The following is a 24,003-nucleotide window of genomic DNA, read 5'->3' on the forward strand; positions in this document are numbered from 1 at the left end:
TTAATTTTTAAATGTTATTGTAAAAGTAGTTCCTATGTTAACTTCACTTTCTATACTAATAGTGCCTCCCATTGTTTCTACTTGCGATTTTACAAGATATAATCCCAATCCTTTACTGTCGGGATAGTTGTGAAATCTTTGGTATAATCCAAAAACTTTATCACGATTTCTTTCAAGATCAATACCAATTCCATTATCCTTAAAGGTTAGAATGACTTGATGATCTATTTGTTCTGCAGTTATAGATATTTTTAGTTTCCTGTTTTCTGATTTGTATTTTATAGAATTGGTGAGTAAATTAAGTAAAATGCTTTCAATATAAGCTTTGTTTGTGTTTAATAATGGTACCCTGTCAAACTTAAGTTTGATTATTGGCTTATGTAATTCGATTTGAAATGATAGTTGGCTAAATACGTTTTCGAACACTTCTTTTAGAGAGACTTCTTCTTTTTGCATTGAAGGATTGTCTTTAATGATAATAACCTTTACTAAATCATTAATAGTCTCATTTAATAAGTGAGTTGATTTGCTAAATCCGGTCAAAATTTCTTTTAATTCAGGGTTTTCTATCGGAATATCTTCGGTAAGATTTAAAAGTCCAATTAAATTTGACAAAGGCGCACGCAGATTGTGTGATGTGATGTACGAAAATTGTTTTAAATCTTTATTGTTTTGTGTTAATTCGCGAATAAGATGCTCTTTTTCTGTTTCTAGTTTTTTCTCATCTGTAATATTTCGTTGAATAGAAATCCAATGCGAAATAACACCTTCATTATTAAAAATCGGAATCATGGAAAAACGCACCCAATATTCTTCTTTATGTTTTGTGTAGCTTATGGTTTCTATTAAACATTCTTCTTCATTTTTAATAGCCCGCAAAAGTTTTTTTAATTCATCTGAATCTGAATTTGGGCCTTTGTTGAAAATATTAGTTGATTTTCCAATTATTTCATTTGAATGATAGCCTGACATTTGCAAAAATGCAGGATTTACATAAACAATTTTAGGTATTTTTCCGTTTATAGAGTTTGCTTCTGTAATTAAAATTGAATCTTTAGATTGTGTAATTACAGTTTCGAGAAGCTTCAATCGTTGTTCTTCTTCTTTTTGTTTGGTAATATCCTGGATTGCTCCAATCATTCTAATGGCTCTTCCGTTTTCGTCTTTCAGTAAAAAGCCCCGGTCTAAAACGTATTTATAGGTTCCGTCTGCACATCTAAAGCGATATTGATCCTGCCATTTTTCGGTTTTTTGCTCTATAAATGAATATAGTTTTATAGACATTCTGATGCTGTCTTCGGGATGAATTTTGTCAAACCACCATTTTGAAGTTTTTCCAACCTCTTCTTGCTTGTACCCAAAAACGCTTTCAATTCCTTTATTCCAGTTAATGCTGTCTTCTTGTATTTTCCAATCCCAAATGGTATCGCTTGTGGCTTTTGCTACAATATCATATTTTTCATTAGATTCTTTGATTTCTTCGTTTGTCTGCTTTAGTTTTTTGAAAATTGAGACATTTTTGCTTTCGTTTTTAGAGAGTATGTATTTGAAAACGAGACCGGTAATTAAGATGAAAATGATGTCTTTTATAATAAAAAAATAAAAGTTTTCTTTGGAGGAGATAAAACTAGTGAGTAATTTATGACAGATTATAGTCACAAATAACGAAATCATAATATAGATTAGAGTAATTTGGATAGTTTTACTTTTCATTACTCAAATATAATTAAATTAACCATAATTAAGCAAAAATTAGATTTCATTTTGACCTTAAAATTAACATTGAGAGTTGAACTAATTACTTGGATATACGCAAACTATCAAAGAAACGTTTTTTATATCAAAATAAAGTGTACCTTTGCACCCATTAAAAATCACAGATGGAATCTATTAGAAACATTGCAATTATTGCCCACGTCGATCACGGTAAAACCACTTTGGTTGATAAAATTATGTATCACTGTCAATTATTTCGTGACAACGAAAATACAGGTGATTTAATTCTTGATAATAACGATTTAGAGCGTGAGAGAGGTATTACTATTACTTCTAAAAACGTATCAGTTCAATATAAAGGAACAAAAATCAATATTATTGACACTCCAGGCCACGCGGATTTTGGAGGTGAAGTAGAACGTGTATTGAACATGGCCGATGGTGTATGTTTGCTAGTGGATGCTTTTGAGGGTCCAATGCCACAAACTCGTTTTGTACTACAAAAAGCGATTGACTTAGGTCTTAAGCCATGCGTAGTTATCAACAAAGTTGATAAAGAAAACTGTACTCCTGAAGAGGTTCATGAAAAAGTTTTTGACTTAATGTTTGAATTAGGTGCTTCTGAAGAACAATTAGATTTTCCAACTGTTTACGGTTCTGCTAAAAACAACTGGATGTCTGATGATTTCAGAAACCAAACTGACAACATTGAGCCTTTATTAGACATGGTTATCAAAAATGTACCAGCTCCTAAAGTATCTGAAGGAACTCCTCAAATGTTGATTACATCTTTAGATTTCTCTGCATTTACAGGTCGTATCGCTATTGGTCGTCTTGAAAGAGGTATTTTAAATGAAGGTATGCCAATTTCTTTGGTAAAAAGAGATGGTAAAGTTATAAAATCACGTATTAAAGAATTACATACTTTTGAAGGTTTAGGCCGTAAAAAAGTACAACAAGTAATTGCTGGAGATATCTGTGCTATTATTGGAGTTGAAGGTTTTGAAATTGGAGATACTATCGCCGATGCTGAAAATCCTGAAGCTTTACAAACTATCGCAATTGATGAGCCAACAATGAGTATGTTGTTTACAATTAACGATTCACCTTTCTTTGGTAAAGAAGGTAAATTTGTAACTTCTCGTCATATTAGAGAAAGATTAACAAAAGAATTAGAGAAAAACTTAGCTATGAAGTTAGGTGAAACTGATTCTGCTGATAAATTCATGGTTTTTGGTCGTGGAGTACTTCACTTATCTGTTCTTATTGAAACAATGAGAAGAGAAGGGTATGAGCTGCAAATTGGTCAGCCACAGGTTATCATCAAAGAAATTGATGGTAAAAAATGTGAGCCAATTGAAGAATTGACAATCGATTTACCAGAAAACCTTTCAGGTAGAGCAGTTGAATTCGTTACAATGCGTAAAGGAGAAATGCTTTCTATGGAAACTAAGGGGGAGCGTATGATTGTAAAATTTAATATTCCATCACGTGGAATTATTGGATTGCGTAATCAATTACTTACTGCAACAGCTGGTGAGGCTATTATGGCACACCGTTTTATTGGATATGAGCCTTACAAAGGAGAAATTGCAGGACGTAACAAAGGTTCGTTGATTTCTATGGAAAAAGGAAAAGCTATTCCTTATTCTATCGATAAATTGCAAGATCGTGGTAAGTTTTTTGTTGAACCAAATGCCGAAATTTACGAAGGTCAGGTAATTGGAGAAAACTCTCGTGCTGATGATATGTGTGTAAACGTAACGAAAGAGAAAAAACAATCTAACGTTCGTTCTTCTGGAAATGATGAAAAAGCAAGAATCATCCCGCCAATTATTTTCTCTCTTGAAGAAGCTTTAGAGTACATTCAAAAAGATGAATATGTAGAGGTTACACCAAAATCTATTCGTTTGAGAAAAATCTATTTAACAGAAACTGATAGAAAAAGATATAAAATCTAAGGTTTTAAATTTCAATATAAAAATCCCAAATTCCATAAAGGAGTTTGGGATTTTTTATTTTAAAGATATTGGAATTTGGAATTTTGTACTGTTATCTTTTTAAACTAAAATGACCTTTAACTATTTTACCATCTACAAAAGTTAGATTAAACCAATAGTCATCTGAAGGTAATAGTTGTCCGTTAAAAATTCCATTCCAGCCACTGCTATTTCGGTTCATTTGTTTTAGTAATTTACCATAACGATCAAAAATAAAAAGCGTGTAATTAGGTAGTTGATCTAAGTTTTTGATAAACCACAAATCATTATATCCATCTTCGTTTGGAGTAAAAAATCTAGGGTAGTCCAATACATATACAAGATAAGAGTTTGATAAACCGCAACCATTTATATCTCTGGCAATAGCGTTATAAATTCCCGGAGCAACATAGGTAAATAACGGATCTTTTTGAAAAACAATTCCGTCTAATGAAAACTCATAATTTCCAACTCCTGTATATTCAAGTAAAACTGAATTTTCATTGGCAGAAAAATCTTTTATTGCTGCTCCTGTTATTGTTGCAGGCTCTGATAGAATTACTTTGAACTTTTTAGTTTTCTCACAATCATTTGCGTCTTTTACAGTAACTGAATAATCTCCAGCAGTATTTACAGTTATTGTATTTGTTGTACTTCCTGTATTCCACAAATAACTTGAGAAGCCTGTAGCAACTGTCAAATCGATTTCATCACCTTTACATAGATATTTAGATTCATCTTCAAAATTTGGCGGATCAAAAGTATTTACAACAAGTGTAATCGGAGTTATATCATAACAATTGGGTCCATTAATAATTCTCGCATAGATTGTTTGTGTAAAAGCTGTTGTATTTTTAAAGATGTTGGCTAAAGGATTTGTTTCTGTTACTGCTGCATTTGTGTCTAAATAATATTGAACTGTTAATCCTGCCGGTAATCCTGAAATAATTTGAGGAGTAACTTCTGCATTTAGATCAAATTGATAAAAACCATCTTGTATTTCATCTCCATCACATGTGGCTACGGGATTTTGGCTTGCAATAGTTGTATTTGAAATTTGTAATGTTATTTCGGCTATTTTATAACAGCCGTACTTGTTTTCAAGTCTTGCAAAAATAATTTGAGAGGCTGATTTATTGGTATATTTTTCAGGCGTTAGAATTGGATTTGTTTTGGCTTCAGCATTAGTCAATGATTCATAATATCCACTGTTTAAAATTTCAGAATCATTATTTTTTATGATATTATTTACTTTCGTTAAATTGAAAATTGAAATTCCATCTGTATTATCATCACATTGTATTAAAGTCGTATTTGCCGAAAGGATTTCAGGTGCATAATCAATTTTTATTTCTCCGGATAGTACACATGTTGTTCCTATTACGGTAGCTTCAACCTTGTAGGTCCCGGCTTCTGCAACTTCAAAAGTTGAATTTGTGCCTAAAATTGTAGCAGGATTATCTTTTTTATACCATTTAAATGTATGATCAGTAGCAGAAAGTTTGCTGTCTAAAAGAATTTTTTCTCCAAAACAAGCGGGATTATTGGTTGCAATTGTGCGATCTTCTCCAAAATCAATTTTTGAAATAAAACTTCCTGCTTCTAAGAATACAGCCGAATCATAATATTGGTTCTTATCATCTGCAATAACGAGTTTTATGTGATATTTTCTTCCTGCAATTACATTAGTCTGCGCATTCATAACAACAGTTTGTCCGGCATAATTTACAGGGCTCGAACCATTATTTAATCCATTAAAATAAATTTCGTTTTTAGCTGGGCAGCCATCATATTTATCCCCGTTAATGGCGACGCTAGGTTCAATTTTTGGATGAACATTTGTTGACGAAACCGGTGTATTTGTATTAGGAAGTATAGCCAGATTTTTATAAGGATCGTTTGTTCCGACTTCTTTAATTAAAAATGCAAAGCCATCAGAATACACACATGGATAAAAAGATTGATATTCATTTGATGCAAAAATATAATTGAAACTTAAAAAGTTTGTTAATGGTACAAAATCAAATTCTAATGACGTAGCATTTATAGAGCTAATTCCTAATGTTTGATCTAAGTCTGAATCACCTAGCCATTTTGTACTTCCCTCACCTAAATCACTTTTATAAGGGCCAATTGCGTTTGTACTTTTAGAAGTTGCTAAAACTATACCTTCAGGAAAAGGAAAACGGGTTGAACCGGCATTAAAATAAGCAAAACTTTTTTGACCCGGACTAAAATCATCTCCTTTTCCTGATGAATTTGTAATAGAAACACAAGAACTGTTTACTAAAATATTTTCAATAAGCTGCTGGGGTGTTTTTTGATCATCAATACTTATAAATTGTGCATTTACCTTTACAGATAGACAACTTAGAAATAAAACGAACAAAACAATTTTAAAATAATTCATAGTGACAAATATACTATAAATCTCTATTTTTTAGTATTCTGTAAGAAAAATAAACAAACAAATATGTCCAGATCATAACGATCAGAATGGAAAGATAATGTACGCCATAATCCTTAGTATTTTCAACACCAATTTGGTTTCCAATTGTTTTTATTACTGATAATCTTGTAAATGGTTCAACAATTAAATTAGACATTGCTTCTAAAGGTAAAAATTGCATGATATAATCACCAGTATTACTATTTGGAAAAACCTGAAAAACTAAAAGTCCTTTTATGATTGATTCTACAAAAAGCCATACTAAAAGAAAACCTAATGCAAACGCAGATCGTTTTACGAAGATTCCTAAAAATAAACAAAAAGAAAAGAATCCGGTAAGTTTAACAAAAAAGGCCAAAAGGTAATCCAAATCCATAAAAATAACATCAAATTCTGTATAAGACGAAAAGCTAAATCCTAAAATTAAACTCATCACAAAAACAAAAATTGTAGAGCATAATGCAAAAAGTACAACTGTCAGGAATTTAGACAAAATGAACTCTTTTTTGCTTAAACCATCTATTAAATTTTGTTTTAAAGTACCATAACTATATTCATTTGCCATCATTGAAACGATTACGATCGCCAGAAAAAGTTTCAGCCACGCTGCAATATAGGTGTTAAAATGCCAGATAAAAGGGAAGTTGAAAATTCCCATTTCTGCTACATGAATTTTAACAACTCCAAAATCGAATTTTATCGAAGCAATTAAAGCAATAAAAGAAAGTAAAATAAAATACGTTAAAGTAAGGACACGACTGGCTTTGTTTTTCCAGATTTTTTGTAATTCTATAGATATAAGTCGGTTCATGGTTTAGTTGTTTTTGATGGTGGCATTTTTGGTTAATTCTAAAAATTGTGCTTCTAAACTATTTTTACGTTTTACCAAATGGCTTAAAGTAAGATTTTTAGAAAACAAAAACTGATTCAGTTCTGATGCTGATAAATCTGATTTTAAGTAAACCAATAATTTCCCATCTTCTTCAGTAATTCTGTCTATTGCAGGATGTTCCTGCAAAACAGTTTTTAAAAGTACATTGTCATCTGCCATAACTTCAAAAAAGCCTTCATTTGCAGACATTCCGTCTACTGAGCCGGAATATAAAATTTCACCTTTTCTTAAAACAATAACATGCGAACATACTTTTTCGACTTCATCCAACAAATGTGAAGCCAGTAAAATTGTCGTTCCCTGTGATGCGATTTTTTTATTATATCTCTAATCTGGTGAATTCCCTGCGGATCTAATCCGTTTGTTGGCTCATCCAAAATTAAAATTTCCGGATCATTTAAAAGTGCTGAGGCAATGGCCAAACGCTGTTTCATTCCTAAAGAAAACGTACTGAATTTGCTGTTTTTTCTTTCTGATAAACCTACCAAATCCAGTTTTTCGATTATTTTAGAATAATCAATACTTTTTATTTTACAGACTAATTTCAGGTTTTCTTCGGCAGTCATGTAAGGATAAAAGTTAGGTCTTTCGATAATTGCACCAACTTTTTTTAATGCTTCATGCGTTTGAATGTTCCCGTTGAACCAGCGATAATCGCCAGAGGTTTTGTTTACAACATTCAGCACAATTCCCAATGTGGTTGATTTTCCACTTCCGTTGGGTCCTAAAATGCCATATACACGGCCTTTTTGTATTTCAAAAGATACATTTTTTAAGGCCTGAATACGCCCGTATCGTTTGTGAAGATTTTCAATAGTAAGAATGGTTTCCAAATTTATTTCGGTTTTAGTTTTTAGTATGACGATTCAACTTGTATATTGTTACGCTAAATTTATTTATATCCTGTTATTGATGTAAATTTGTATTAAAGATATTCAAAATGAGCGAACCTTTAATGGTTTTAAAAAAACCATCTTATCCTTTAACGCAATCTCTTTTAAGTTATTTAGAACGATACGAACGAATTTCAAAAGTATCAGTGTTCTATGATGATTTATTGCGGTTTGCGGGTTCTGTAAATGTTTATGATAAGAATGAAACCGATACGCTCTGGATTCGGGTTTATTATAGTGAATTTGAAAGAAGTGAAATCGACCTCAATCTAAAAAAATCTATTCGCTTTTACACTCTGATGGAAATAGCGAGATTATCCAGTTTTTAAATATTGATGCGATTGATTATTGTACTTTCGGAAACTCGAAACCTTTTCGCATAAAGGTTAGAAATATCCTTAATGATAATTACGTTCATTTTTATATCAAAAAAGCAGATGCTTCAAGAATTTACGGTTTAGAATTGGAAGATATTCTTTCGCCCGATAAAATAAATTTTTTAGTTTTTAAAGACACTTTAATCGAAGAGCATATTATCGGAATTCCCGGAGATGTTTTCATGGATACTTTACTGGATAATTGTACCGAAATGGAGAAATCTCAAATTGCAAAAGAGTTTGTAAAATTCAACGAACGTTGTATGATTCGGCTTTTAGGCGATATGCGAGCGTATAATTATGTAATTGTGCCAATTCATGATTTTGATCAGGTGGTTTATAAAATTCGTCCAATTGATTTTGATCAGCAATGTTATGAAGGAAATTTTAAAGTTTATCGCCCACAATTTTTTAAGGAAAATTATCCGATGATAAAGCTCATCAAAGAAAAATTAGAAGAACGTTCTATTATTCAGTATAAGGATGAAGAAAGAGCAATTTTGGCGAAACGTATTCATTCTGCTGAAAATAGAATCAAAAAATTATTGAATATAATGTGTCATGATACCATTTCGACAGATGAACATCTCAATCAACTAAAAATGGAATTGTACCGTTATACAAATGATATGAAATTCAAAAATGCAAAATCAATGGGGCATATTATGTTTGCAGCTTTTGAGTTTATTACACGTAATTTTAAAAACACTAACTTAATTTGAGTCTTTTTTTGCCACAGATTTCACAGATTAAAATGATTTTAAAAACAAATTAAAAATCCTATTACTCTTTGAAAACGGTGGCTAATAATTAAAATAAATACTATGAAAAAGTTTTTTTACTTGGAATTTCCGTTGCTTTATTGGCTTGTCAGCAACAATCAAATAATGATTTAAAGGAGCTTTATTCGCTTCCTAAAAAGTTGAAAGAAGTTTCGGGGATTACCTATTTTCCTAAAAACAATTTGCTTTATACATTAGAAGATAGTGGAAATAAAAATGCCATTTATGCTTTAAATTCAGATGGAAAATTAGCCAAAACAATAACAATTACCAATGCGACAAATGTAGATTGGGAAGATATTACCAAAGATAAAAACGATAATATTTATATTGGTGATTTTGGAAATAACGACAATGAACGTAAAGATTTATGTATTTACAAAGTTGCCAAGAATGAACTGAATAAAGATTTGGCTGTAGCCGAATATAAAGTTTCATTTTCGTATCCCGAACAAACAGAATTTCCGCCAAAGAAAAAAGAATTGTTTTATGATGTTGAAGGGTTTTTTGAGCATGGAAACTATTTTTATCTTTTTACAAAAAACCGCAGTAAAAATTTCGACGGAACAGTTTTTATTTACAAAATCTTAAACGCACCCGGAACTCAAAAAGCAACAAAAATTGGAGAATTTAAAACCTGTGATAACTATAATCATTGTGTTTTAACAAGTGCAACGATCAGTCCGGATGGAAAAAAAGTTGTGGTATTAAGTCATGATAAAATAGTTTTGTTTAAAGATTTTAAAGGAGATTTATTCCACAAAGGCACCCAGACAGAAATCAAACTAAATCACTTTTCGCAAAAAGAAGCCATAGTTTTTAAAGACAATAGCACGCTGCTTATCGCCGACGAAAAAACAAACAAAGTAGGAGGGAACGTATACGAGTTTAAATTAAAATAAGATTCTAAGTTGCTAAGGTTCTGAGGTACTAAGTAAAAAAGTTAGCCACGAATTCACGAATTATTAGTAATAAAAATTCGTGAATTCGTGGCTAAAAACTTTGTTCTTTGCAACTTTGAACCTAAAAAAACTTAGAATCTCAGCAACTCAGAACCTTAGTATCTTGCTCTAAAAACTATATGCCGCTCCAAAAATAACTCTTCCTACTTCATCAGGAGATTTAAAGTAAGAGATTCGTGCTGTTAAAACATTAATTGCATTTATCCAAAGTCCACCACCGTAATCCTGATGCCATTTTTTAGAATCTTCGCCGTCAAGCCAAACTCTTCCATAATCAAAACCACCCAAAATTCCGTATGTTAACGGAGCAATTGTTTTTTGAATTTTACCAAGACTCAATCGTAAATCACTACTTTGAGAAAAATAAGAACTTCCTAAAAAGCGTTCGTTTCTATAACCTCTTAAGTCAGTATCTCCACCTAAAGTTGCCCCGTGATAGAAGTCATAATTATTATTTAATACAGCTTTTCCTTTTAGATATGTGGCCAGAACTAATTTTCCGTTGTGATCAATTTTATGTGTAAATCCTAAAAGACTTTCAAGAGTTGGGAAATTTTGTTTGCTTTCATCTAAATTAGTCAGCCAGGTTGCCGAAACCATAAAAGCCACGCCTAAAGTTGGTTTAGCAGCAAAATCAGAATTTTTAAATAGATATTTAACTTTTAAACCGCCATAGTTCTGACTGTCAAAAACATTTGGATTTATAATATTTGGTGTATCGATAAATCTGTTTTGGGTTTCTTCAACTGTCAGTCTTTGAAAAACAGGTTGAACACTAAATTCACTTCCATAACGTCCGACGTGTCTAATGGCACCTGAAACATTAAATTTTCTAATACGAACACGGTTGTAATCCATATCAACTTCCTGATTATCATATGTGGTTTCGTTTCCGTAACCAAAATAGTTCATGGCAAAATTTGGAGTCGTATAAAGTGATTCAACATCAATAACCCATTTACCCAATAATCCGGGAAAATGTGCTACATAATTAAATTCTAAACCACCCGTAGCAAAATAGTAAAATGCATTTATAACGTGCCTTTGCGTATACGGATTTTGTTTGAAATTGTTAACAGTATAATTTAAATTCACACCAACTTTTACGCCATCATCAGGATTAAATCCAATATTTGGAAGCCCTGAAATAACATTATATTTTGGTTTTTCATAATTGTATAAGTTTACATCATAATCATCTGTAAGCTCCGTTTTTGTTTTAGAATCAAGATTATAAGTATTGTTTTTTGATTTGAAATCGTAAACAATAACTTTTTTCCGTTTTCGATATTATAAGTGTCATTATTTTGTCCGCCAATTAAACGAATTTTGATTTTTGATTTCTGATCTCCAACAACCTGAAAAACATCAGAATCGTCTAAACCATAAACCCAAAGATTTTTGGTTTTGGCATCCGTTACCGTTTTGGTATAAACAAGTTCATCACCGTCTTTTTTAATTCGGTATACCTGAATTTCAATGCTTTTTCTGGCATTATGGTTTATAACGAATTTATCTTTTTTATCCGTCCCGGCAATCATTACCGTTTTAGACAGCACATCTGAATATTCTGAAGCATATTTTTGCAGGTCTTTTTTTCTGTTTTTCAGTTTGCGTTTAATATCTTCAATGGTTTCATCCTGAACCTCTTTCGGCATATTTTTAAAAGCATTGTCAATATCAGCATCCGATAAGTTTTCCTGAATAAATTTTGCCTGTTCAATCCAGTCTTTTTCTTCAGAAGTTTTTAAGAAAGCCAAATCCATAGGATAAGGTTCTCTGGCAAGCCATTTTACATTATCAATTTTGTTTTTGAAAGTACGCATATGACGAAGCGCAGGAATATTCATTAAAAGAGAAAGTAAAGTTCCGTCGTATTTGGCAAAAGCCTGATCACGGTCGCGCGGAATTGGTTTATAAATAACTTTGTCGCCTTTTTTATATTCTCCCCAACGCCATTGATCGCTATGTCTGTCCCAGTCGCCAATTAGCATATCAAACAAACGCGCTTTCATATATTCTTTTTCATCAACCGAATATTTTTCATCTTTATGAAGGTTGGCCATCATGTCTTCTGTACTGATAATATCGGTTGGATTTCCAAAATTTTTACCATCCAGATGATTATCTGCGGGTCTTTCTTCGACCATATACAATTCATCGCCGAAATTTGCATTGAATTCTTTCAATCCATTTTGTTTTGGAATATAATATAAAACAGGATTAGTGTGCGAAATTCCTAAATGATCTGCCATACTGCCAATTGCAAAAGGCGCATAAGGATGAGAAGTCGTATAAAAATCTAACAGAAAATTTTCAGTATATGTTTCTTCGAAATCATTTACAACGTATTGATCTTTAAATGCAACCGACTGTAAAAATACGGTTGCGCTTTTTTTCATGGCACGCATCACATATTCTCTTCCTTTTGGGTCAGACATTCTTAAAGATACAGATTGATGTCCGCCGCCTTCGCGAATAGGTTTTAAACCACCCATTAAAGTGTCTACTGTAGCAATTCGGGCTTCGATAGGCATACTGTAATATTTTCTGTAATGCTGTCCAAATAAAAATTTATGAAACAAACTTTTATCGGTCATTTCAGCAGAATAAATTGAAGTATTAATTGTCGCGGGAAATTTATTTGATTCACCTGCTGCCCAGTTAATTTCTTTAGCTTTTATAATCTCACGTTCAAAAAGTAATTTTTCCTTTTGATTTTCATTTCCAAAATAGGTCACTTTTGCATCTCCGCTTTTAAATAAAGTTAGTGTTGCATAACCATTTCCGCCGTACGAAAAATCATTTTCATTAATGGCTCTCGCAGCTTCAGATTTAGAACCTGCACCACTAATAATTTGCCTGATATTTTCTTTGCTAATGTATTGAAGGTTATGATCGTGCCCCGAAACTACAATTACATTTTTCTGCCCTTGTAAAAGTGTTTTAATTCTCTTGGCATAAATAGTATATTGTTTATTTTGAATATCCTGTGGACTCACGCCAGATGTTTTTCGAAGTAAATTAATAAACGAGCCAATTACCGGAAGCGGAATTTTTTTCTCTAAAGGGAATAATTGTTTTTCTAACGAAAATTGACCTCCATGCGTTCCGTTGCTTAATAGAGGATGATGAATTGCCAGAACAACTGTTTTTTCCTGATTTTTGTTTAGAATGTTTTCCAGTTCATCAAAAAAATCTTCTCTGGTTTTGATGTCACAATTATCATTAATTGTTGGATGATTATTCCAATCTTCCAGAAACCATTCACTGTCAATAGCAACCAATGTAGCTGTACTATCAATTTTTATATCTTCTATCGGGCAGCTTTTTCTTGGCAGGAATGCTTTTTTATCGTTTAAATATTTCGTTACAAAATCTGCCTGAAGTTCCAAACCTTTAATACCGCTGTACCAATCGTGGTTTCCGGGAATAAAAACGGTTTTACCTTTAAATCCTTCTGTTAATTTTAATTGATTGGTTAGTTTTGTTTCTGCCAAAGTTTTATCCGAAGCATTGTTGTCGCTAGGAAAGCCTTTTGGATATATATTATCTCCTAAAAATATTAAAGTCGATTTTTTATTCGCCTTCTTTAATTTTTGATGCAATAATTCAAGTGTTTGTTGCGATTGTTCTTCATCTGCATTTCCGGCATCTCCCACCAAAAATAAAGTATGTGCAATTTTTATAGTATCAGTTGCGTTGTCAGTTTCGTTAGCGCTTACATTTTTTCCGTATTGCGCCTTATGTGTTGCGCAGGAATAGAGTAAGAATAATAGGGTAATTACTAAAGAATAACTTTTAATCTTAGTAATAAAATGATTATCCAAAAACAATTTCATAATTTAGTGGTATAAAAATATTCTTTATGAATCTAATAGAACAGTCCGAAGATTTCGTCAGTAATTTACTCAAAGATAAACTTTCTAATTTATATTCTTACCATAATTTTAACCATACTTTAACCGTAGTAAATGCGGTAAAAGAGCTGTGCAAAAAAGAAGATGTAGATGGAAATGAAAAAGAAATGCTTTTGGTCGCAGCTTGGTTTCACGATACAGGTTATACCGTTGGATATGAAAACCATGAAGAAGAAAGTGTTAAAATTCTAACTAAATTCCTGAAAGAAAAAGGACAATCTGATGAATTTATTGCAAAAGTTTCTTCTTTAATTTTAGCTACTATAAAAGAATATGTTCCAAAAACTCATTTAGAGAAAATTATAAAAGATGCAGATTACGCACATCTAATGGGAACCCAATATGAAACAACCTGCGAATTATTACGTCTTGAATTAAAAAACGCCTACAATGTTTCGTTTTCTAATACCGAATGGGCAAAAGAAAACCAAAACTTTTTATTAAATAAACATCGCTTTTATACAGATTATGCCTTGAAAAAATGGCAGCCTTTAAAAGAGAAAAACTTAATTCTTGTTCAGAAAAAAATCGACAAACAAGAAAAGAAAGCAGCCGACAAAGTGGAAGAAGAAAATAAAAAGAAAGATAAAATTGAAAAACCCGATCGAGGCGTTGATACTTTATTTCGCGTTACGCTTGGAAATCATACTCGCTTAAGCGGAATTGCAGATAGTAAAGCCAATATTTTATTGTCAGTAAATGCAATTATTATTTCCATTGCACTTTCGTCTATTATTCCAAAATTAGACAGTCCGAAGAATGCACATTTAGTGATTCCGACATTTATTATGCTAATGTCCAGTGTTACCACAATTATTTTTGCCATTCTTTCAACACGTCCAAAAGTAACGACGGGAGTTTTTACAAGAGAAGATATAGAAGCCAAAAAAGATCAATTTATTGTTTTTGGAAATTTCTACAAAATGCCTTTGGAAGAATACGATTGGGCAATGAACGAAATGATGAAAGATCGCGATTATCTGTATTCGACTATGATTAAAGATTTGTACTATCTTGGATTAGTTTTACAGCGTAAGTATAATTTACTCCGAATTGCCTATAATCTTTTTATGGCGGGAATAATTATAACGGTAATTGCTTTTGTAATAGCATTTAAAGGAGTAGGAGCATAAGAGAAAAGCTCAACTAATTAGTTGAGCTCATCCAATAAATCCTGATAGGTTATTTTTTTTGTTGCCGGATTATTTACGTTGTTAATTACTTTTACACGAATAGCGCGTAAACCCGAAACGCCCTGAAGATCTTCTACTTCGAATTGTTCGATAGAAGGTTCCAGGATTTTTTTATGCTGTAAATATTTAATGTATTTCAAATATTCGGTTTCCTCATTATTTTGAGAATACACAATCGTAATTTTTTCTTTTTCAGTAATTCTGTCAGTTGTGCCTTTGATGTTTGCTTTGTCAATACGTTTTTTTACAACTTCATATCTTGCATTGTAAGTTCCATCCACATCAAAACGTTTTTCATCCATTCTAAAACGAATAGAAAGCGCCTGACTAAAAACCAAAATCAACGAAGTAACATCCAACTCATAAGGTAAGGATTCTTTAAGCTGATGATGTTCTAATTCCATTTCGCATAAAGTTTGTAATTGCCACAAACGTAAATTGTGCAAATACATAATATCAAAAGGTTTGGTTGGCGAAATTGAAGCACCAATATATAAATTGTGTTCGACACCATCCGTTTTAAAACGCTCGTAATAATGCGGATAAATTTGTTGCGCCTCAAGCTGTTTTTTGTCCAGAACCGATGCTAATCTCTTATTTATAATAGACATTGCATTGTCAAATTTCTTTCTTTCCTGATAAAACATTCCTGTTTTTTCGTCCAGACTTTCAAAATACAATTCTTCCAGTTTTTGGTTTTTTGCCGTGTCTTTGGTATTCTTTAAAATAGGATGAATTTCTTCTTCTATATAACGTTGAATGTGTTGCTCAGTATCTGCTTTTAAAGGATTCTCCAGTTCAGCGCGCATAGACTCCAATTCAAATTTTCGTTGTTCAAGAAGTACTAAATTGCTGTTGGGTTTTTGATTTTCGAAAATATCCAAAAGTGTCGTCAGCTGATTTTTTAAATCTCTTTTAACCGTTTCATTTCTGTGCTCAGACGAACCTTTAATATCGATTTGTCCGTATAACGGAAACACATTTTTAAAAACAATTTCCTTAAAAATATAATCTTTTGTATGATTAATATTTTGAAAATAATTTTGAGATTCTTTTTTAAATTTCCAATAAACACTTGGGTGAATCGTAGTATACTCACGCTGAATAATCGCTTCAACCTGATGTTGCATATCAGTATTGTATCGATCAATAGTGTCTGTTAAATAAGGTAAAACCAACTCTAGTTTGGTTGCATTTACACTATTTAAGTCTCTCGGATTTTCAGAAACCAATTCTACAACTCCCAGTAAATGTCCGTCTTTTACAACAGGTGCAAACACGGCACTTTGAATACCTAGTTTTAATAAATGTTCGCCAAGCCTGTTATTTGGAGATTCTTCAATGAATTTTTTTACATTCGAAATCACAAAAGGCTCTTTATTATCTAATAAATTTTCAAACGAACATCCAAAAAAGCATTCTTGCAATCTACTTCCTGTTCTTTAGAAAGTAAAAAACTCTGCAGCTGATTATCATATTTTACCGGTCTGATGAATTTTTCTTCTTCCGGATTATAAATAATAAAACCAACTTTAAGATGTGAAACCTTAAAAATCGATTTAAAAATATTCTCTATAATATCGTTAGAAGCAACCGTTTTTGTATCTGGTTTAAGTAAATTACTTTTTAAGTTCGAAATAGCACTTTCAGTCGTTGCATCAAATAAAGAAACAATTCCGAAACCTTTTAAAGTCCAGCTTCCCGGAGGAAATTTAGATTTCCATAAATCAATATCATTATAATTATCAATTAATAAATCGATATCATCTTGCGTTAAATGCACTGAATTTTCTGTTGGAATAATTTCCATGAAATCGGCATTGTACAAAATTCGATAATGTTTTTCGACACCCTCTTCGTCAGGAATATCGTAAAAGAAAGGTTTATTGAAGTCTATATTTTGTTTGTAATAACTGCTCAAAATAAGGCAGCAATTGTTGATATAAAACTGATGACTATCAAAATCACGAATTTCCATGTAAAATTCGTCTCCTGCATTACGCAATATTTTCTTGAAACGTTCGGTGTAATTAAAAGATATGTTTTGAAAAGGAATTGTAATCGCTTTTATTTCATTGTATGTTAATGCAGTAGGAAATAAATCTGCTGTAATATTTTTGATTAAAGCTTCATGTGTTTTAATAATACTGTAATCGTGAATTCCTGATCTGAATTCAGGGATAGCTTCAACTTCTTTTAAAATTGCTTTGGCATAATTTGATCGATAATCAACATTTGATAAAGCAATTTCTTCAAAAGATTCAATTAGCTTATGAAAAGATATTATTGTTTGGAAAGGACTTTCGTTGTGTAGAAGATTATCCATTGGTATTTTTATTTAAGCTACAAAATTAAGCATAAATTAAGAATGTTTGACATTTTACGATTTCTTTCGTTTATAGCAACATAGAGGGAATGCCTTAAAAATGGGAGCTTTTAAAAACAGCAAATTATTTTAACTAAATATTAACATTAATTATAACGGAACGATCGTTCCGTTATAATATCTTTGTACCATAATAATTGAATAATCAATAATTTAAAAACAAATAAAATGAAAAATTTAGAAAACAAAGTAGCTATTGTAACAGGTGGAAATAGTGGAATAGGGTATGCAGCAGCAGCAGAATTAGTTGCTAAAGGTGCAAAAGTAATTATAACAGGAAGAAACAAAGAAGCTTTGGCAAAAGCCGAAACAGAATTGAACGTAACCGGAATCGTTTCAGATCAATCAGATTTAAAATCAATTGATAGTTTGGTTGAGCAAGTAAAAGCACAATTCGGAAAAGTTGACATCTTATTTTTAAATGCAGGAATTGCCTCTTTTGCTCCGGTAGAATCAGCTTCAGAAGAACATTATGACAGTATTATGAATGTAAATGTAAAAGGAGTTTATTTTACAGTTCAAAAAGTATTGCCAATTTTAAACGATGGTGGTTCTATTATCTTTAATACTTCAATCAACGCACATGTTGGTATGCCAAATTCAAGCGTTTACGCATCAAGCAAGGCTGCAGTTTTATCTTTAAACAAAGTTTTTGCAACAGAATTAGCACCAAGAAAAATCAGGGTAAATGCTGTTTCTCCTGGTCCTGTTGAAACTCCGCTTTACGGAAAATTAGGTTTACAAAAAGAAGAAGTGGAAGGTTTTGGAGCAATTTTGGCCGATAAAATATTATTGAAACGTTTTGGACAATCTGCAGAAATTGCAAAAACTGTTGGTTTCCTTGCCTCAGATGATGCTTCATTCATTACAGGAACAGAAATTGTTGTTGATGGCGGATTTACTGTAAACGCTGTTGTATAATTTTTTGACTAATTCAGGAACGATTGTTCCGTATTTTTGTATCTTTGCAAAGTAATTTAATTTTGAAGTTATGGCTAGAACAAAAGAATTTAGCGAAGATCAGGCTTTAGACAAAGCGATCGAGATTTTTTGGCACAAAGGTTACAACGGAACTTCGGCTCAGGATTTGGTAACGCATTTAGGGTTAAGCCGTTCTAGTTTGTATGATACTTTTGGAGACAAGCAGAAATTATTTGCTCAATCGTTACTGCGTTATCAAAAACAGTCACAAGATCAGGTTATTAAACTTTTGGATGAATCTAAAAATGTAAAAGAGACATTGCATGATATTTTTAAACAAGCAATTATCGAAAGCTTAGAAGACCGAATTACAAAAGGCTGTTTCATGGTCAATTCTTCTGTAGAACTTGCCATGCACGATGAAGAGATTGCAAAAATCGTAAAAAACAACAGTCAGACAATGGAAGAAGTTTTTACAAAAGCAGTTCAAAAAGGACAAGCTGCCGGACATATTTCCAAAGTTACTGATGCGAGGGTTTTAGCTCGATTTATTTTTAATAATTACTCTGGAATCAGGGTTCTAGCCAGAACCGGCGAAAGAGATAAACAAGTTTATGATGATATTGTAAAAGCATTATTTTCTATATTATAATTTAGAAAACTGGCAATCAAAAAACGGCAATTACTAGTGTAGTTGCCGTTTTTTGTTTTAATTGACAGAAAATAAAATAATTATCTGTTTTCGTCAAGTAGTTTCATTTCGTCTATGATAGAAAGAATTGCTAATTGTTCTTCCTCGTCTAATTTTTCAGTATATAAAAGAGTAATTAAAACAGTATAAGAATCTTCTAAATTTGAATTTTCCTCAAGTTTAAGATTATGTGGATTTTGATATTTTTCCAGCAATATTTTTGCAGTTTCAAAAGCACGTTCTTCTAATGTAAGTTCTGTTTTTTTAAAGCTGCCATTTTTGGGTGTAAGTGAGATAGAATATCAAATCTAGTAATTTATAAACAATAAATAAAAAACGGCAATTACAGAATGTAGTTGCCGTTTTTTGTTTTAAGTAAGTAATAGAAAATGAATGACTCTTAGCTTTTTCTTCTTTGTTGAAATAAACTAAATAGTAATACATCTGTTTTTCTTCATCCCAGCCTTTTTCAACAAATTTCTCAGCGCTTTCAGGGTTGATAAAATCCATTTTAATCTGAATATGGGTATCCAGATTAATAACGTTTTTAATCGATTTTCTGGCGTCTGAAACTGCTGCGTTTGCAATAGGGAATGAGGTTACATCTTCGATGCTGTATTTTTCTCCTTTATCAACCTTATAGTTTTTGAATTCAGGAATCAAGTCTGGATTGTCTAATACTTCATTCAGGAAATTTTGTTCTTCAAACTGATCATTTTTAGCGAAATAATTCACAGATCTGTTCATAAACATTACTTCTTCTTTTTTGTCTTCTGCCGGTAAAACAACATCTTTTGCGAAGTTCTGGCAGAATTTTAAGTATTTTTTAGTGATGAAGTTCTCATCTTCAAAAGCATCAACAGATAAAAAGTGCTCTAACCAATAACGCGCATCATAACGGTTACTATCTACAGTTAGAATTTTATATCCTTCTTCTTTTTTGTAATTAAAAATCAAACAGCCTTTATCTAATTTACTTAGGTTGATACCTTGTTGCAAAATCATTTCAAGATTGCTGTCTTTTTCTTCAAACTGTAAAAAGTCGGCTTGTAACTCACTTTTAAAAATTCCGATAGCATCAACAACGTTATTGTCGATACTTAAATTTGTTAAATAGGTTACATAAACTTCTCCGTTTTTAATATGCGGATGGTTTGATTGTTCGAATAAATGCGTCGTGATTTTTTTTGAAATTTCCTGTAAGTTACCAGGATTAGTAAAAATCTCAGTTGCATATTTAAACATGTCATTGTAATCCAAATCGACTTCGTGCGCAAACTGATAATAGTTTTCTTCTTTCTCTCTAAAAGGTTTAAAAAAGTACTCTTTTATCAAAGGCACAATTTCATCATTTAAATTAAATGGCTGTTCCGATAAAAAAATAGCTTCGTTTCTGCTTTTGTTCCCTACGCGGTGTATCGCAAGCGTCTCGATGTGGGTGTTGAATAGGTTGATCATATTTTTTAGGTGCAGAGATACAGAGGTTCAAAGTAACAAAGGTTATTTCCTGTCTTTTATTTTTCGGATAAAAGCACTTAACATTCGTTCTAATTCTCTGCTTTCTCCATTTATTTTGTTAAATTGATTTTCGTTTAAATATTTTAAATTGAATGAGATTTCAAGTTGTGTTTGCATCTCGAATAATGATGACATTGAAATATTTAAAAATCTCAGGTAATCATTATTTCCATCTCTTCCGTAACCTTCGGCAATATTACTTGGTATAGATATAGAGCATCTTCTAATTTGTGAAGATAGTCCATAAATTTCTTCTTTGGGAAATGAATTTGTTAATTGGTAAATTTCAGTTACTATGGCCATCGATTTTTGCCAGATTAAAAGGTCTCGAAAAGTATTCATATTTTATATTTAAAAAATTAAATACAAAAATAAGAATATTCGTATATTTTAAATCAAAGATTTAAAAAGAAAAAACCTCTGAGCCTTTGCAACTCAGAACCTTTGAACCTAAAAAACTAATTCCAATTCTCCTCAAATCCATAATCTTCAAAGCTGTCATCGCCTTCAAACATGTCAAGATCGTCTTCGTCAAGATCATCTTCAAATTCTCCGTAGATATCGTCGTGCATATCGGCTTCGAAAGTTTTTTCGGTGGCTTCGTCCGGCATTTCTCCGTGAGAGAATAAAGTTTCAGGATAAGTAGCTCCGGCAATTTGATCTTCGATCGCAGCCAATTCAACTAAGAAAGTCCACATGCTGATAAAATCATACACGTAAATAATTTTAGTGTTTTCCTTGTCCAAAATACTAGATAATGGATAATCGCCCATAGTTCGTTGTTCGCCGGGAATGTCGCCGGTATCAAAAAGTGGAATTTCATCTTCCTGATTCCAGGTTTCATCACAAGTATAAAATGAAGCAACTTCAGTTCCGTCAAAACCGAAAGCGTTGAAGATCGCATTGTGTAAATCCTCAAGCGTATCGTCTTCAAGAATTGCAATGTCTCTAAAAATGTCTTCTTCGGCGTCTAGAATTACTCTAAATTTATAAACCATAATCTTTGTATTTTTTGAAAAGTCAAAGGTAAAATATAAAAAATGAAATACGAATCACGAATTGCGATTTGTTGAAAAGATTTTTTCGTTGATTTTTTCACATAGTGTGTCATTTCGAAAGAGGAGAAATCATATTCAGAGAGCAACGCATTGTTTAGGATGCAATTAGTTATTCTTTTTTCTGAAAATTTTCAGCCACGAATTCACGAATTTTTTCTTTTGATTGTAAATTATCATTCGTGAATTCGTGGCTATTTTTTCTTATTTTTCCTTACGTCGAAATAATAGAAAACTACTATTTCCCAATCAGGCGTTTTCTAATCTTATGATAACGTTTATGATAAGAACTATGACTTGGGTAAGTTCTGCTTGGGGTCATATTGTTAAAAACCAAGGCTGTTAAAAGCAAAATCAAAACGCCGACTAATACTGGAGAAAAAACATATTCGTAACCCAAAGCTTTTATTTTGTCAGAACCAATAATCGCGATAAGAGCCGTTGCGCCTCCTGGCGGATGGAGTGTTTTGGTAATTTGCATTAAAATAATTGCCAGTGAAACGGCCAGGGGAGCAGCAATCCAGATAATATCCGGAGCAAGTTTATGAACTGTAACGCCAATAAAGGCAGAAACAAGATGTCCGCCAACTAGATTTCGGGGCTGAGAAAACGGACTTTGAATGATTCCGTAAACCAAAACGCTCGAAGCTCCAAAAGAACCAATTAAATAAACGGCATCGTTTCCTGAAAAATGAATCGATTGAATGTAAGCTAAAATTCCAATCCCGACAAACGATCCTATAAAAGACCAAAAATGTTCTTTAAAATCGATCAAAGTTTCTTTATAAAGAATATAACGTGTTTTGCGATAGCTTCTTTTTAATTTTTGAGTGGGCATTTATGTGGTATTATTTTGTTTTTTTGCCACAGATTAAATGATTTCAAAGATTAATTATCTGTGGGCAATTAATTAATCTGTGGCAATATTTTTTTTACTTTATTAAACTTGGCGAATAGGAGTAAACCGTATAAGGATAAATCATTTTTGCTGTGTATTTTGAAATTAAACAAACTACAAGTATTGGTAAAAACAGCGTATAATCGTTTGTTAATCCGCAAACTAAAAATATGGCTGTAAAAGGTGCGTGAATACTGGCACTTAAAACAGCCGCCATTCCGATAATCATGAAATTAACCGGAATCACGTTTACATGGAAAAAAGTATTTAAAATCGAAGCAAGTAATAATCCTAAAAAAGCACCAATAAAAAGACTCGGAGCAAAAACACCGCCGTCGCCACCGGAAGCTAATGTTATAGAAGTTACTATAGGTTTTAAAAGCAAAATTCCAACAAAAGTAAAAGCCAGAGTTAAGGTTAGAGGAAGTTGTGATGAACTGCCAAAAATTCCTTTTATAGCGTGATATCCTTCTCCGTATAATTGCGGAAAAATAAAAAGAGAAACACTCAATACTACAGATCCTATAATGATTTTATAATAATGTGTATCGATTTTGCCAAATTGAGATTTGAAAAATAATACACAACGTGTTAGATAAACAGAATTCATTCCGGCTAAAATTCCCAAAAGGATAAAATACGGAATAGCTCTTAAATGCCAGGTTGAAATTGTTACGGCGAATAAAGGTTCTTCTTTTAAAATAGAAAGTAAACCAAAAGCTATTGAAACCGCAATAACATTAGAGATAATAAAAGCGCGGGTTACTTTTCGTGAAATAACTTCCAAAGCAAATAAAATTCCGGCAATTGGAGAACTGAATAAAGCTGTAACTCCAGCCGCAACTCCCGCACAAATTAATTCGGTTTTGTATTGACGAAATACATTTTCTTTTTGCTGAGCCACAGAACCAATTGTAGCGGTTGCAACAACGGTAGAAACCTCGATTCCGGTTGAACCTCCAAAAATAACCGTTAATAATCCGTTTATAAAGTGTGATGGAATTTTATAAGAGGGTAAGTTTTTTGAAGTTGATTTTGTGCTTTCAAAAACTTCCTTGATTCCTTTGTTTTCTTTTTTCTTAAAAAGATATTGTCTAAGGAAATAAATTACAGACAATCCGAAAACCGGAAAAAGAATGTAAAAAAGTGGATTTACAGAAACTTCATGAAAGAAGATTTCTTCGTAATATTCAGTTATTTTTTTAAGTGAAATTCCTAAAAAGGCTGAAAGAAAGCCAATTAAAATAGAAACAATAACTAATTTTCGGAACTTAATAAATTGATGATTTTTTTTGATTTGCGCCGTTTTGTTCATCAGAAGTAAATTTGTAAACCGCATTATTTTTATGCGGATTACAAAATTAGAGAATC

Annotated in this window: 15 protein-coding genes and 4 pseudogenes; 6 read left to right on the plus strand and 13 right to left on the minus strand. The window is 32.0% G+C overall.

From position 1 onward, the window contains the following. Entirely contained in the window at positions 1 to 1,713 is a 1,713-nt protein-coding gene (locus tag ACZZZT_RS09170) for a PAS domain-containing sensor histidine kinase (RefSeq protein ID WP_463460136.1), read from the minus strand. Positions 1,714 to 1,880: 167 nt separating this feature from the next. Here ACZZZT_RS09170 and typA point away from each other — a divergent pair, with 167 nt between their 5' ends. Further along, positions 1,881 to 3,677, plus strand: coding sequence for a translational GTPase TypA (gene typA, locus ACZZZT_RS09175; RefSeq protein ID WP_463460137.1), 1,797 nt, complete (start codon positions 1,881 to 1,883; stop codon positions 3,675 to 3,677). A gap of 91 nt (positions 3,678 to 3,768) precedes the next feature. On the opposite strand, the gene ACZZZT_RS09180 is transcribed toward typA, so the two are convergent. The 3 genes and pseudogenes from ACZZZT_RS09180 to ACZZZT_RS09190 all read right to left on the minus strand — a co-directional run bounded on the left by ACZZZT_RS09180 (position 3,769) and on the right by ACZZZT_RS09190 (position 7,869). After that, positions 3,769 to 6,105 carry a choice-of-anchor L domain-containing protein gene (locus ACZZZT_RS09180; RefSeq protein ID WP_463460138.1) on the minus strand — a complete coding sequence of 779 codons (2,337 nt, stop codon included), beginning with the start codon at positions 6,103 to 6,105 and terminating at the stop codon, positions 3,769 to 3,771. Positions 6,106 to 6,118: 13 nt separating this feature from the next. Next, positions 6,119 to 6,955: an ABC transporter permease gene (locus ACZZZT_RS09185; protein ID WP_463460139.1), complete on the minus strand. Its 837-nt coding sequence runs from the start codon at positions 6,953 to 6,955 to the stop codon at positions 6,119 to 6,121. A gap of 3 nt (positions 6,956 to 6,958) precedes the next feature. Continuing rightward, positions 6,959 to 7,869 (minus strand): annotated as a pseudogene (locus tag ACZZZT_RS09190) (ABC transporter ATP-binding protein). Positions 7,870 to 7,976: 107 nt separating this feature from the next. Here ACZZZT_RS09190 and ACZZZT_RS09195 point away from each other — a divergent pair. Continuing rightward, positions 7,977 to 9,028, plus strand: a pseudogene (locus ACZZZT_RS09195) (hypothetical protein). A gap of 125 nt (positions 9,029 to 9,153) precedes the next feature. After that, positions 9,154 to 9,990: an SdiA-regulated domain-containing protein gene (locus tag ACZZZT_RS09200; protein ID WP_463462404.1), complete on the plus strand. Its 837-nt coding sequence runs from the start codon at positions 9,154 to 9,156 to the stop codon at positions 9,988 to 9,990. Positions 9,991 to 10,158: 168 nt separating this feature from the next. Here the strand turns inward: ACZZZT_RS09200 and ACZZZT_RS09205 are convergent, their stop codons facing one another. Together ACZZZT_RS09205 and ACZZZT_RS09210 are read right to left on the minus strand one after the other, a co-directional pair. Then, positions 10,159 to 11,145: a BamA/TamA family outer membrane protein gene (locus ACZZZT_RS09205; protein WP_463460140.1), complete on the minus strand. Its 987-nt coding sequence runs from the start codon at positions 11,143 to 11,145 to the stop codon at positions 10,159 to 10,161. 89 nt (positions 11,146 to 11,234) lie between these two features. After that, complete coding sequence (locus ACZZZT_RS09210) at positions 11,235 to 13,892, minus strand: metallophosphoesterase (protein WP_463460141.1); 2,658 nt, start codon at positions 13,890 to 13,892, stop codon at positions 11,235 to 11,237. Between the two features lie 26 nt (positions 13,893 to 13,918). Here ACZZZT_RS09210 and ACZZZT_RS09215 point away from each other — a divergent pair, with 26 nt between their 5' ends. After that, on the plus strand, positions 13,919 to 15,103 hold the full coding sequence (locus tag ACZZZT_RS09215; RefSeq protein WP_463460142.1) for a Pycsar system effector family protein: 1,185 nt from the start codon (positions 13,919 to 13,921) through the stop codon (positions 15,101 to 15,103). A gap of 17 nt (positions 15,104 to 15,120) precedes the next feature. Here ACZZZT_RS09215 and ACZZZT_RS09220 read toward each other — a convergent pair. Next, positions 15,121 to 17,489, minus strand: a pseudogene (locus ACZZZT_RS09220) (GAF domain-containing protein). Positions 17,490 to 17,717: 228 nt separating this feature from the next. Here ACZZZT_RS09220 and ACZZZT_RS09225 point away from each other — a divergent pair. Next, positions 17,718 to 18,470, plus strand: coding sequence for a glucose 1-dehydrogenase (locus ACZZZT_RS09225; RefSeq protein ID WP_463460143.1), 753 nt, complete (start codon positions 17,718 to 17,720; stop codon positions 18,468 to 18,470). A gap of 70 nt (positions 18,471 to 18,540) precedes the next feature. After that, positions 18,541 to 19,122, plus strand: a complete 582-nt coding sequence (locus ACZZZT_RS09230; protein ID WP_463460144.1) for a TetR/AcrR family transcriptional regulator — start codon at positions 18,541 to 18,543, stop codon at positions 19,120 to 19,122. An 80-nt stretch (positions 19,123 to 19,202) separates the two neighbouring features. Here ACZZZT_RS09230 and ACZZZT_RS09235 read toward each other — a convergent pair whose 3' ends face one another. The 6 genes and pseudogenes from ACZZZT_RS09235 to ACZZZT_RS09260 form a co-directional block, all read right to left on the minus strand. Then, positions 19,203 to 19,376: a hypothetical protein gene (locus tag ACZZZT_RS09235; protein ID WP_463460145.1), complete on the minus strand. Its 174-nt coding sequence runs from the start codon at positions 19,374 to 19,376 to the stop codon at positions 19,203 to 19,205. A 187-nt stretch (positions 19,377 to 19,563) separates the two neighbouring features. Beyond that, a pseudogene (locus ACZZZT_RS09240) lies at positions 19,564 to 20,619 on the minus strand (nucleoid-associated protein); the annotation flags it as partial. A 42-nt stretch (positions 20,620 to 20,661) separates the two neighbouring features. Further along, positions 20,662 to 21,021: a four helix bundle protein gene (locus ACZZZT_RS09245; RefSeq protein WP_073395371.1), complete on the minus strand. Its 360-nt coding sequence runs from the start codon at positions 21,019 to 21,021 to the stop codon at positions 20,662 to 20,664. Positions 21,022 to 21,137: 116 nt separating this feature from the next. Then, on the minus strand, positions 21,138 to 21,677 hold the full coding sequence (locus ACZZZT_RS09250; RefSeq protein WP_042564669.1) for an IS1096 element passenger TnpR family protein: 540 nt from the start codon (positions 21,675 to 21,677) through the stop codon (positions 21,138 to 21,140). Positions 21,678 to 21,972: 295 nt separating this feature from the next. Then, positions 21,973 to 22,572 carry an HPP family protein gene (locus tag ACZZZT_RS09255; protein ID WP_463460146.1) on the minus strand — a complete coding sequence of 200 codons (600 nt, stop codon included), beginning with the start codon at positions 22,570 to 22,572 and terminating at the stop codon, positions 21,973 to 21,975. A 94-nt stretch (positions 22,573 to 22,666) separates the two neighbouring features. Continuing rightward, entirely contained in the window at positions 22,667 to 23,947 is a 1,281-nt protein-coding gene (locus tag ACZZZT_RS09260) for a chloride channel protein (protein WP_463460147.1), read from the minus strand. Positions 23,948 to 24,003: the final 56 nt, after the last annotated feature.

The organism is Flavobacterium sp. AC274 (assembly GCF_979258275.1).

Bases quoted from the DNA above. Each gene is read 5' to 3' on its own strand.
- ACZZZT_RS09170 (WP_463460136.1), bottom strand. From the start codon at position 1,713: ATGAAAAGTAAAACTATCCAAATTACTCTAATCTATATTATGATTTCG.
- typA (WP_463460137.1), top strand. From the start codon at position 1,881: ATGGAATCTATTAGAAACATTGCAATTATTGCCCACGTCGATCACGGT.
- ACZZZT_RS09180 (WP_463460138.1), bottom strand. From the start codon at position 6,105: ATGAATTATTTTAAAATTGTTTTGTTCGTTTTATTTCTAAGTTGTCTA.
- ACZZZT_RS09185 (WP_463460139.1), bottom strand. From the start codon at position 6,955: ATGAACCGACTTATATCTATAGAATTACAAAAAATCTGGAAAAACAAA.
- ACZZZT_RS09210 (WP_463460141.1), bottom strand. From the start codon at position 13,892: ATGAAATTGTTTTTGGATAATCATTTTATTACTAAGATTAAAAGTTAT.
- ACZZZT_RS09215 (WP_463460142.1), top strand. From the start codon at position 13,919: ATGAATCTAATAGAACAGTCCGAAGATTTCGTCAGTAATTTACTCAAA.
- ACZZZT_RS09225 (WP_463460143.1), top strand. From the start codon at position 17,718: ATGAAAAATTTAGAAAACAAAGTAGCTATTGTAACAGGTGGAAATAGT.
- ACZZZT_RS09230 (WP_463460144.1), top strand. From the start codon at position 18,541: ATGGCTAGAACAAAAGAATTTAGCGAAGATCAGGCTTTAGACAAAGCG.
- ACZZZT_RS09245 (WP_073395371.1), bottom strand. From the start codon at position 21,021: ATGAATACTTTTCGAGACCTTTTAATCTGGCAAAAATCGATGGCCATA.
- ACZZZT_RS09250 (WP_042564669.1), bottom strand. From the start codon at position 21,677: ATGGTTTATAAATTTAGAGTAATTCTAGACGCCGAAGAAGACATTTTT.
- ACZZZT_RS09255 (WP_463460146.1), bottom strand. From the start codon at position 22,572: ATGCCCACTCAAAAATTAAAAAGAAGCTATCGCAAAACACGTTATATT.
- ACZZZT_RS09260 (WP_463460147.1), bottom strand. From the start codon at position 23,947: ATGAACAAAACGGCGCAAATCAAAAAAAATCATCAATTTATTAAGTTC.